The organism is Chamaesiphon sp. OTE_75_metabat_556 (assembly GCF_031378165.1).
Taxonomy (GTDB): Bacteria; Cyanobacteriota; Cyanobacteriia; order Cyanobacteriales; family Chamaesiphonaceae; genus Chamaesiphon.
The window spans coordinates 1-11,274 of sequence record NZ_JANNDR010000119.1 but is presented as its reverse complement, the minus strand read 5'-3'; the positions used below and the strand labels follow the sequence as shown (position 1 = coordinate 11,274).

General features: G+C 45.8%; 10 protein-coding genes. 8 read left to right on the top strand and 2 right to left on the bottom strand.

What is annotated here, in order from left to right:
- The first annotated feature begins 362 nt into the window (after positions 1 to 362).
- The 5 genes from RMO27_RS05280 to RMO27_RS05260 all read left to right on the top strand — a co-directional run bounded on the left by RMO27_RS05280 (position 363) and on the right by RMO27_RS05260 (position 5,837).
- Entirely contained in the window at positions 363 to 1,346 is a 984-nt protein-coding gene (locus tag RMO27_RS05280) for an alpha-ketoacid dehydrogenase subunit beta (protein ID WP_309730070.1), read from the top strand.
- Positions 1,347 to 1,475: 129 nt separating this feature from the next.
- Positions 1,476 to 2,900: a protein translocase subunit SecD gene (gene secD, locus RMO27_RS05275; protein WP_309730067.1), complete on the top strand. Its 1,425-nt coding sequence runs from the start codon at positions 1,476 to 1,478 to the stop codon at positions 2,898 to 2,900.
- A gap of 152 nt (positions 2,901 to 3,052) precedes the next feature.
- The gene (secF, locus tag RMO27_RS05270) at positions 3,053 to 4,012 is read left to right on the top strand and encodes a protein translocase subunit SecF (RefSeq protein ID WP_309730063.1); all 960 of its coding nucleotides are present in this window, start codon (positions 3,053 to 3,055) and stop codon (positions 4,010 to 4,012) included.
- A gap of 2 nt (positions 4,013 to 4,014) precedes the next feature.
- Positions 4,015 to 4,446: a hypothetical protein gene (locus RMO27_RS05265; protein WP_309730060.1), complete on the top strand. Its 432-nt coding sequence runs from the start codon at positions 4,015 to 4,017 to the stop codon at positions 4,444 to 4,446.
- A 77-nt stretch (positions 4,447 to 4,523) separates the two neighbouring features.
- Positions 4,524 to 5,837: a (Fe-S)-binding protein gene (locus RMO27_RS05260; protein ID WP_309730056.1), complete on the top strand. Its 1,314-nt coding sequence runs from the start codon at positions 4,524 to 4,526 to the stop codon at positions 5,835 to 5,837.
- Positions 5,838 to 5,874: 37 nt separating this feature from the next.
- Here RMO27_RS05260 and RMO27_RS05255 read toward each other — a convergent pair whose 3' ends face one another.
- Positions 5,875 to 7,296 (bottom strand): phospholipid carrier-dependent glycosyltransferase, encoded by a 1,422-nt coding sequence (locus RMO27_RS05255; protein ID WP_309730053.1) that lies wholly within the window; start codon positions 7,294 to 7,296, stop codon positions 5,875 to 5,877.
- A gap of 90 nt (positions 7,297 to 7,386) precedes the next feature.
- Positions 7,387 to 8,199, bottom strand: coding sequence for a DUF3153 domain-containing protein (locus RMO27_RS05250; RefSeq protein ID WP_309730051.1), 813 nt, complete (start codon positions 8,197 to 8,199; stop codon positions 7,387 to 7,389).
- Positions 8,200 to 8,370: 171 nt separating this feature from the next.
- Here RMO27_RS05250 and nusB point away from each other — a divergent pair, with 171 nt between their 5' ends.
- The 3 genes from nusB (at position 8,371) to RMO27_RS05235 (ending at position 11,228) form a co-directional block, all read left to right on the top strand.
- Positions 8,371 to 9,042 carry a transcription antitermination factor NusB gene (gene nusB, locus RMO27_RS05245; protein WP_309730048.1) on the top strand — a complete coding sequence of 224 codons (672 nt, stop codon included), beginning with the start codon at positions 8,371 to 8,373 and terminating at the stop codon, positions 9,040 to 9,042.
- Positions 9,043 to 9,136: 94 nt separating this feature from the next.
- Entirely contained in the window at positions 9,137 to 10,660 is a 1,524-nt protein-coding gene (ftsY, locus tag RMO27_RS05240; protein ID WP_309730045.1) for a signal recognition particle-docking protein FtsY, read from the top strand.
- Positions 10,661 to 10,673: 13 nt separating this feature from the next.
- Positions 10,674 to 11,228 carry a GAF domain-containing protein gene (locus tag RMO27_RS05235; protein WP_309730042.1) on the top strand — a complete coding sequence of 185 codons (555 nt, stop codon included), beginning with the start codon at positions 10,674 to 10,676 and terminating at the stop codon, positions 11,226 to 11,228.
- The last annotated feature ends 46 nt before the right edge of the window (positions 11,229 to 11,274 follow it).

Here is an 11,274-nt window from a genome sequence, read left to right as displayed (position 1 = left end):
TTCTAGGCGATCGATTGTATGGTTGTCGGGCAGATTTAGAACGCTTACATCTACATGCACGCGAGCTGAGTTTTATTCATCCATACACATTGGCACGAATTTCGATCCAAACTCAATGCCCATTTTAAATCAAAGATCCGTAGGGGCGGGTTTATGCTAGAAATCCTTGCTGTAAAGACAACTATCGTCCGAACCCGCCCTCACCCACAATTAACTTTCTGGAGGGGTTGGGCGGGTTCATCTGAGGTTGACTTTCGGTTTGAATTAATAGCATAAATGCCCCTACAGGTTAACTATCTCACCCCAGCGATCCGGATTCTGTTAGAGTGAGATCTGAGAAATTTAAGTGTTGTAAACCTAGCATGGCAGAAACTCTATTTTTTAACGCCCTCCGTGCCGCGATCGATGAAGAAATGGCGCGGGATTCAGCAGTGATGGTGATGGGTGAAGATGTCGGACATTACGGCGGTTCGTATAAAGTCACCAAAGATCTCTATAAGAAGTATGGAGACTTACGCATCCTCGACACCCCGATCGCCGAAAATAGCTTTACAGGGATGGCTGTAGGGGCTGCCATGACTGGATTGCGGCCGATTATTGAAGGCATGAATATGGGGTTTCTACTCCTAGCCTTCAACCAGATTTCCAATAATGCGGGGATGTTGCGGTATACCTCTGGCGGTAATTTTACGATTCCGTTGGTGATTCGCGGCCCTGGTGGTGTGGGTAGACAATTGGGTGCAGAGCATTCGCAACGGTTGGAAGCTTATTTCCAAGCCGTGCCTGGATTGAAGATCGTGGCTTGTTCGACGCCGCGTAATGCTAAAGGATTGCTCAAATCGGCGATCAGAGACGAAAATCCGGTTTTATTCTTCGAGCATGTCTTACTCTATAACCTCAAAGAAGACTTACCTGATGAAGAATATCTCCAACCACTAGATAAGGCGGAAATCGTCCGCCCTGGTAAAGATGTCACCGTCCTCACCTACTCGCGGATGCGCCACCACTGCACCCAAGCGATGAAATCCATTGAAGGAAAAGGTTACGATCCAGAAATCATCGACTTGATTTCGCTCAAACCGTTAGATCTCGAAACCATTGGAGCATCGATTAAGAAGACGCACAAAGTCATCATCGTCGAGGAGTGTATGCGGACTGGTGGTATCGGTGCGGAATTAGTTGCCTCGATCAACGACCATTTCTTTGACGAACTAGACGCGCCCGTCCTGCGGATGTCGTCACAAGATATTCCGACTCCTTATAATGGCAAGTTAGAATACCTGACGATCATTCAGCCACCCCAGATTGCTGAAGCGATCGAAAAAATGGTTGATGGCAAATTGTAAGAGCGTTGGGAGGAAGGAGTTGGGAGTTGGGAGTAATTAAATAATTCATCACTAATTACTTGGCTGTTGAAATTCTCCTAACTCCTAACTCCCAACTAAATTTAAAATAACTAAACCTTTATATTTATCATGCAAAAACAGCGAGTTATTTTAGGCTTAATTTTAGTCTTGCTGATCGCTGCAATTACCTTGTTATTCAACAAGCCGATGCGCTTGGGGCTAGATTTACAGGGTGGTTCGCAACTAACTATTCAGGTCAAACCGACCGCCGATCATCCGGTGATTACCCAACTTGATCTCGAAGCGGTACAAAAGGTAATTGAAAATCGGATTAATGGTTTAGGTGTCTCAGAAGCCTCGATCCAATCCGCTCAGGGTAATAAAGTCTTAGTTCAATTACCAGGTGTCAGCGATCCGCAGCAAGCAGAAAGAGTCCTCGGTGGCGTCGCCCAACTAGAGTTTCGCGAACAAAAAGCGGGGACAGAAGGACAATTAAAAGCTGAATGGGAAGTATTAAAAGCAGCTAAGGCCGAACAATTACTGCTCCAAAAATCTAAATCTACTGACAAAATAGCACTCGCTGAGAAGCAATCCACGATCGAAAAACAATCTGCCCAAATCGATAAATTATTCAATCCGGCCGCGATTACTGGTAAGAATCTCAAATATGCCAATCCCGAACCTTTATCTGCTGGTGGTTGGGAAGTCTCGATCGAATTTGATGGTACTGGAGGCGATGCATTTGCTAAACTGACTAAAAATCTCGCTGGCACTGGTCGATCGATCGGCGTGTTTCTAGACAAAGAACCGATTAGTACCCCGACAGTGGGGCCGACATTTGCTGCGACGGGGATTACTGGCGGCAAGGCTGTAATTACGGGCGATTTCACAACCGAAACTGCCAACGACTTAGCCGTACAGCTCCGAGGTGGTTCGCTACCAGTACCCGTCGAAATCGTTGAAAACCGCACTGTCGGAGCAAGTCTCGGTCGCGATAGCATTCAAAGCAGTATCTACGCTGGTCTCGGTGGATTGTTCTTGGTAGCAGTATTTATGGCTGTCTATTATCGATTGCCTGGAATCGTCGCGGATGTTGCCTTAATTATTTACTCGATCTTGAGTCTAGCCGCTTTTAATATTCTGGATGTCACGTTGACATTGCCAGGGATTGCGGGCTTTATTCTGAGTATCGGGATGGCGGTAGATGCCAACGTCCTGATCTTCGAGCGCACCCGCGAGGAAATTCGTGCTGGTAAAACTTTGTACAAGTCGGTAGAGGCTGGGTTTCACCGCGCTTTTGATAGTATTCTCGATAGCCATGTGACAACCTTAATTTCCTGTGCCGCTCTGTTCTTCTTGGGATCGGGCTTAGTCAAAGGATATGCGGTCACTCTGGCCGTTGGGGTATTATTGAGCTTATTTACTTCCCTCACCTGTACGCGCACATTTCTGCTGTTGTTGGTGCTCGGCTTCCCCGCTTTGCGCCAAAGAACCAATTTATTTGCCCCCAATGTCCCTAGCAGTGAAATTTCTAGTGGTGGGGTCAAATACTAACAACACTCACCTAGTGATAAGCATCATACGTTAGGGTACCTCATTCCCCCGCTCCCTCTCCTCGCTGTCTTGATGCGCTAAACCATCGGCAAAGCCGAGGAGCGCGCATCGCTCCCCGCTCCCTACTCCCTACTCCCTCTCCCCTATTCCCTATGAGAAAATTTAGTGTTACCAAACAACGTAAATGGTGGTGGATGTTGTCTACTGCCGTTATTTTGGCCGGAATTACCTCAATGATCTTATCGTGGACAAATCCAGAGATCGGATCACCATTGCGCAGAGGATTGGACTTCACGGGTGGCTCAAAATTACAGTATGGATTGGATTGTCCGACTGCCAATAGTTGTAAACCGATCGATATCGCTGTCGTCCGAGAAATCATCAAAAATCAAGGAATTGCCGATCCGGTTATTCAAATCGTTGGCAAAGATATGACAGGGATTTCGATCGGGACTAAATTTCTGGATGTCGAGGCGATTACTAAGCTAGAAACTGCTCTGGCAGCTAAATTGGGTGATTTAGATCCCAAGCAACGGAATGTTTATAAAGTTGGCCCCACGCTAGGTCAAGAACTATTTCAAAATGGTTTGATTGCGATCGTCTTATCGTTTGGGTTGATCTTGTTGTATCTAACCTTTCGCTTCAAATTTGACTATGCGTTCTTTGCCTTTGTCGCCCTCTTCCATGATGTGTTGATCACTACGGGTATTTTCTCGATTTTGGGTTTAGTTGGTGGCGTCGAAATTGATAGTTTATTTGTAGTCGCTCTCTTGACAATTATCGGTTTTTCAGTCAATGATACTGTCGTCATTTACGATCGGATTCGCGAAGTGATTAGCCTCCATCCCGAGCAATCGATCGATACAATTGTGGACGATGCGGTCAATCAAACTATGTCTCGATCGATCAATACCACCTTAACCGTGTTGCTGACCTTGATCTCGATTTTCCTCTTTGGTGGTGATACCCTGAAAAACTTTGCCCTGTGCCTGATTATTGGCTTTACAGCGGGAGCTTACTCTAGTATCTTTATCGCCAGCACCCTATTTGCCTGGTGGCGCGAACGTCATCCCACGCCGCCGACTAATGCCACAGTGAATTCCGAGTCTTAGATATGTCTAGATTGAATCCATCTGAGCCATCTGTCCCGACAGTTCCCGACATCGAACTCGACCCGATTTTTAAAAACCAGATGGCAAATCTCTATCATCTGAATGTCTACGGACGCTGGTTGGTGATCGGATTATTATGGTTGACGGTCGGGGTCTATAGTCTGTGGGAATTGCGTTATCCTATTAGTCTGATCCAAGAACAGTTTACCTGGGCAGCAGTCAAATACGGGCTGATCTTTCAGCCGATTCCGGCTCTCGGTTTGTGTTTATGTGTGGGTGTGATGACTGGTACTTTGGTTTGGCAAAGTCGGAATATGCTCTGGGGCATCTCCAAAAAAGAACATCAGCAGTTAATTAAGCAAGTCGGCGAGATTCGTAAACAAGGAGATGGTCATCCGCTCTGGAAGTGGGTAGTTAAATCAGTTGATAATTGATAATTGATAATTGATACAAAGTAGAAGTAGCTGTTCGGAGATTTCGATCGTAGATAGGCAAATAGCACACAATCCTCATGCAATCCCCCACATTAGATTCCCAGCATCCGCCAGCACCCAAACTCATCGATGCTTGCGTGCATTGTGGGTTTTGTCTATCTACTTGCCCTAGTTACCGCGTCTTGGGGACAGAGATGGATTCGCCACGGGGACGAGTGTATATGATGGATGCGCTCAATCAAGGCGAAATCGACCTCACCCCGGTGGTTGTCAGTCATTTTGATAGTTGCTTGGGTTGTTTGGCTTGTACGACTACCTGCCCGTCAGGAGTCCAGTACGACAAGCTGATTGCCGCGATGCGTCCCCAAATCGAACGCAATCATCAACGTCCCCTTGTCGAGCGGTTGTATCGACAGTTTATTTTTGGCTTATTTCCCTATCCCAATCGACTCCGCTTATTATTGATCCCGCTGTTTATCTATCAAAAGCTGGGCTTGCAAAAATTGATTCGACAAACCAAGATCGTCGAGAAAGTCTCGCCCCATTTAGCAGCGATGGAGTCAAATCTGCCCGAATTATCTTTAAGTACATTTCAAGATACTTTGCCAGCATTAATTCCTGCCCAAGGCACTCAACGATATCGAGTGGGGATGATTTTGGGTTGCGTCCAAAAACTATTTTTCGATCGCGTCAATCAGGCGACAGTCAGAGTACTCACCGCCAATGGGTGTGAAATTGTCATCCCTCAATCTCAAGGTTGTTGTGCAGCACTCCCGCACCATCAAGGGCAAGAAGAACAAGCGAAAACCTTGGCACGGGAGATGATTGACAACTTTGCAAATACCAATGTCGATGCAATTATTATCAATGCAGCGGGCTGCGGACACACGCTCAAAGAATACGGCGAACTGCTCCAAGACGATCCTGATTATGTCCAAAAAGCGATCGATTTTTCGGCCAAAGTCAAAGATGTCCAAGAATTTTTAGCAGAAATTAAACTAACAACGCCACTATCGCCCATTTCTACCGCACCACTCGCACTCGTCTACCAAGATGCTTGTCACTTACTCCACGGGCAGAAAATCAGCGTCCAGCCGCGTCAACTGCTCAAGCAGATCCCGAATATTACGCTGACAGAGCCGCTAGATGCCGCACTGTGCTGTGGGAGCGCGGGTGTATATAATATGCTCCAACCAGAAACAGCCAACGAACTGGGCATACAAAAAGTCCGCAATCTCGTCAATACTGGCGCGACAATTATTGCCTCTGCCAATCCTGGTTGTACGCTCCAAATTGCCAAGCATCTAGAATTACAAGGACATCAGACCAGAATCTTACATCCGATCGAGCTATTAGATCTATCGATTAGAGGTAAATTAGTTGACAGTTAAATATCTAACTGTTATCAATTATCAATTATCAACTAGCCTAAATCCAATTAAAGATCCAAAAATTCCACAGTCGGTAGCTGAGGTCGGTTTTTTCGATCGATAATCCCAAATACACTGGCAACCAAAATACAAATGTAGCCGCCACGCTAAAAATCGTGGTTAATCCGGCTGCTTGCCAGAACTTTGAGTTACTACGCAACCAGTTATCGACAAACCAAGCTAACCCAACAATTGCAAAGAGTACGCCACCTAGATAGTGATAAATAAATAAACAGCGAGTAATTCCGACCCAGGGTAGTAAGTTTACGGCATAATTAATCGCGATAAATAATGGTACCCCGAGATAATTAAGATTGAGATCGCGAATCGGTGCCAAGACATTTTTTTCGATCGTCGATCTCTGGGCATTTCGCCCAATTTGATTCCCAATCGACCAGATTGCCCCGAAAATTGCTGCTAGTGACAACCACCAGAGGAGGGGATTACCCATGGCATGGACATCATAATAATAATTGGGTTTGTACTCAGTGAAATAATAAGCTAAAGGCCGCATCAATAGCGGCCACGTATACCAGCTAGCGCAGTAGGGATGAATGCCAGTACCATTGCCAATTTTTTCGTGATAGTTGAGCATCGTCTGATGGACATCAATAAAATTTAGATCGGGATTCTGGATCAGATGGGGAATCCATAACAGACTGTAGGTAATAATGGGAACGATCGTTAAACTAAAAACAATGTCAAACGGGTGGATTTTGGCCAATCTCTCTAATAGTGAATCATGAGGATCTTCAGCTCGTGTAGATGATCGTCGGGATATTAATAATTTAGCGATCGCTATAAAAATATAGATACCAACCAGAAATGATAATCCATTCCATTTACATGCAATTGCTGCGCCCAGAGAGATGCCAGCACCGAATAACAGCGCGCGACAATGACGATCTCTTCTGACAGCAATTAGTACCAATAGTTGCCCTAATAATCCAAAGCAGACCAGAAAAATACTATTGAGCGCATATCGAGATTCAACTAGAAATAATCCATCCAAACTAACAAATAAAGCAGCCAAAAAAGCATAACTTTTCCGCTGGCTCAATTGATAAGCTAACGCCGCAACTAGCGGCGCGACTGACGAACCAAACACAGCATTCATCCAGCGGTAACTAAATGTCGAATGTACCGATCCGGTGAAAGCATTGAGATTTTCTTGTCCAAATGGTAGTCGATCACCAATCCAAATCCCGATCGCGATCAGATACTGACTCAGTGGTGGATGTGAATTAAAAAATGGGGTACGAGTGAGATAATTATTGCCAAATACGGCATAATAAACCTCATCGAATACTAGTAAATTAAATCGCTCTAGTCCCCAAAAACGTAAGCCGATAGCGATCGAACAGACGATAATTATGCCTAGAGTAGATCGGTTTTGATTAGTTTTCGTGTCTAAATTCACGATCTTTTATTTAGGATAGTGGCGGTATCAAGATCCTCAATTTGCTCAGAGCATCTATAAGGTTTAGGCATATATGGTGCGGTAGATCGTTCAACGATTCTCAGCCGGATTAGCTAGCTTAGATGTTTGCTGCCAAGGCACCTGACGATATTTAAGATAATAACCAAACATACTCATCAGCACAATCACAATCGCACCGATCCCCAGTGGATTAGGTATCCAAAATACAGCTTCAATCCGCTCGATCTGACCTGGTTGTAATTGCCAAGTTGTTTGATTGCCTTGAGTGGTTTTGACCAGATTTGGACTCATACTTGGCTCGGTAGTTTGGACGCCCCAAGGACTCTGAATTCTAAATTTAAGATCGACAAAGTTATTAGCCGCGATCGCTACTTTCGCATCAGTCTTTGGTATAGAGATCGCCTGGAGATCGACATCAAAGATCAGGTGATTTTTGACGATCGCCAACCAGTTACTCTGCTCGATTTGTAAATGAGCGGAGAACTTCGATGCCGTTCCATTACTTGCCGGAGGCGTCGGATTAAAGAATCGATTTATTTTGGTAACTAATTCTTGAGTGCTGGCAAACGGAATCACTATTTCAAATTCACGATCACTCAATCGGGTCAGATGACCTTGTGCTTGGCGCGTACGGTCTTCGATACTTTTGAGCCAGGCCGTAACCGCCTGGGGATTGAAACTATTTAAGCGATCGCCAAGCTGAAGATGTTGGACGATTTCTCCGTCATTAAAACCGTGAAAGTTGACGCCAGTATCGTATTTAACGCAACCAGATAAAGCGATTGCTACCAAACAAAATAGAATTGATAATTGTCTATTAATTGAATTTAGCCATGGCGAGATAAATCTGGGCAATTTAGCTCGATCGACAATAGTTTTCATATAATTTCCCTCAACCACGATCGATCTTATCAGAATTTTCTCCACTATTACGACTCCAGCCAGAGACACTGACTGCCTCCGGTCTTTGGCAGCCCTCGATTTAGTGATCGAACCGAGCGCGGTAAGTGTGGTATGATCGGGAGCTTTGCTACTGGTATTCGACCCGCGCCTATGAAAGCTCAAACTATCGCTCGCGAGCTAGCCCTGCTAACTCTTCCTCAGTTATCGAAGGCAGACAAAAAGTTAGCGCAAGCCCAACCGCGCCAGTTGCAATTGACCCTAGAGACGATGATGCTCAATGCAATCTCGACCCTCAGAGAAGAAACTCAAGAAGCACTAGAAGCGGCTGCCGCCGAACTCCAGCGCAGTAATGACCGAATCTTAAATAGTCAAACCAGAGCTAGTGACGTTGAAGGTGCTAGAGTGATGACCAAAGAGGCGATCGATTTGGTGCAAAAAGCGATCGACCGGCTGAGTCACGCCTTGGAAATGCCAGAGTTAATCAATAATTTCAATCGTCCCGACGTCCGCAGCTATGCGCTGGAGTTATTAGTCAAGGCCACCGAAGCCACCGCCGACATCGATACACTTTTGAGTAAAAGTATTGTAGATTGGCAGCTAGGTCGATTGCCAAAAATCGATCGCGATATTCTCCGACTGGCAGTGGCAGAAATCGTCTACCTGGGTTTGGAAGAAAGAATTGCGATTAATGAAGCCATCGAGTTGGCCAAACGTTATAGTGACGACCAAGGCCGCAAGTTAATTAACGGCGTCTTGCGTCGCGTCACCGAGCAACTCAAATCGGATGGATTGGCGACAGCCTCGATCGAGGATCGAGAGTAAAATCCGATCGATCTACAATTTTTACGGCTGCTAGATCCATCTACATAACTTTAAATAACTCCTAAAATTTAGCTTTCATAATTTTTAACTCATTATGGTTTTCAATTGGTTTCGTCGGAAGTTCGACACATCTGAATCTGAGCCAGTAACAGACACAGAACAGAGCGAAGCATCTGTTGAGATAGAAGCACCAGCGGTATCTGAAGATGAGCAAGCGACAACCAGTCAAGAAGTAGCCACTGACTATTTGGCTTGGGCAAAAGCCGCCTATCAGAATATTCAGCAGCAACAAGCAGCTCTACCCGTAGCAGCCAGTGAGACTGAATCATTGACCGTCGAGCCGATTGAGACACCAACCGAAGAGTCGATCGATCCAGCCACCACAGTACCCGATCTCGAGATCGGGAGCGCAACTGAGAATACAACTGACAGCACCGTCGAACAGCAGTCAGTTGCCGCTAGCAACGATCGAATCTCCACAGTAGATGAAATCCCTGCACCAGTAGCAGATGTCCCCATTTGGGCACGAGATGACCGCCAACAGCGACTAGAACAGCTCAAAGCTACAGCGATCGAAACTGAGACTCCAGCGGCTCCTGCGGCTGATGTAGACCTTGATGACGACTTCTTGTGGTCGGCTAAAGTCTTGGCAGATCGAGGGCGTACTCCCGAACAAGTCTCGCTAGACGAGATTAACTGGCTCAAAAAACTCCGCCAAGGCTTAGACAAAACCAGACGCGGCTTTGTCAATCAACTTAAAGCCCTGATCGGTCAAGGCCCCCTGAATGCCGATGCGGTAGAATCGATCGAAACTTTGTTACTCCAAGCCGATGTCGGTGTCGAAGCGACTGATTATGTCATCGAAACACTGCAAGCCAAGCTTCGCCAAGAATCTCTCCCCCCAGACGAAGCCGTCGCCTATCTCAAACAGATTTTGTGCGATTTACTCGACAAACCCTATCAAGAGAACTACACCCAAGAATTTTTCCCCAATCCCAACCAGCTCAATATCTGGCTGCTAGTCGGCGTCAATGGCGTTGGCAAAACTACCACCATCGGCAAACTCGCCCACATGAGCCAAGCATCTGGTTATAAATGTCTGATCGCTGCTGGCGATACCTTCCGCGCGGCTGCCGTCGAACAAGTCAAAGTTTGGGGGCAACGGAGTGGGATTGAAGTCATTGCCAATCCCGGCCAAAATACCGATCCTGCTGCTGTGGTATTTGATGCGATTAGTGCTGCTCGATCGCGCGGAACTGAGTTACTATTAGTCGATACTGCCGGACGATTACAAAACAAAAAAAACTTGATGGATGAGCTGAGCAAAATCCGGCGGATTATCGACAAGCAATCAGCTAATGCTCGGATCGAGTCCTTACTAGTACTCGATGCTACGCTGGGACAAAATGGTTTGCGGCAGGCGCAAGTTTTTGCCGAAGCAGCGAAGTTGAGTGGTGTGGTCTTAACCAAACTAGATGGTACTGCTAAAGGTGGTGTTGCTCTAGCGGTAGTTCAACAACTCGGTCTCCCGATTCGGTTTATCGGTGCAGGCGAGGGGATTGAAGATCTAAGACCTTTTTCTAGCTATGAATTCGTCGAAGCCTTATTAAGTGGTTAGGAATATATAGATGATGAATTATGAACCACAAGTTATGTCAGTAGCTGCTCTACAAGAATTAGTGGCAGATCTCAGTCGTCAACAAAAGAAAACCCACGAGCTACTGAGTAATTTAGGTTTTGCCTTACGCAGCTTTAAAAATCTCAACCAATTTTTGGAACTAATTCCGCTGATGGTCACGCGCGTCACTGATGGTGAAGGCGGGGCAATTATCTTGTTTAAAAAAACCGGTCAATTGCAAATTCAACAGTTACATTGTCAGGGTGAAGGTAATTGTAACGATCTGCGCCAGAGAATTGAAACGGCAATTTTCAAGACACTAACAGATGTATCAGAAGGTCGAGAAACTAGTTTCCAAACTGATTTCTGGGATAAGTTAGAGAGTCGGATCGAGCTAGATCTCGACTACCAAGTTCAGATATTTCGGACGCCGATTTTACTCGAAAGTGGCGAACGTGGTCGGTTATATGTATTTACTCGCAATCCTGATTATGGGTGGACGATCGACCGTCAAAAACTCTTGCAATTAGTCGCCGATCAGACCGCAGTAGCCATTCATAATGATTAATTAACTGTCGAACTTCGCAAAAAAGAACGACTCGATCGCGAGTTGG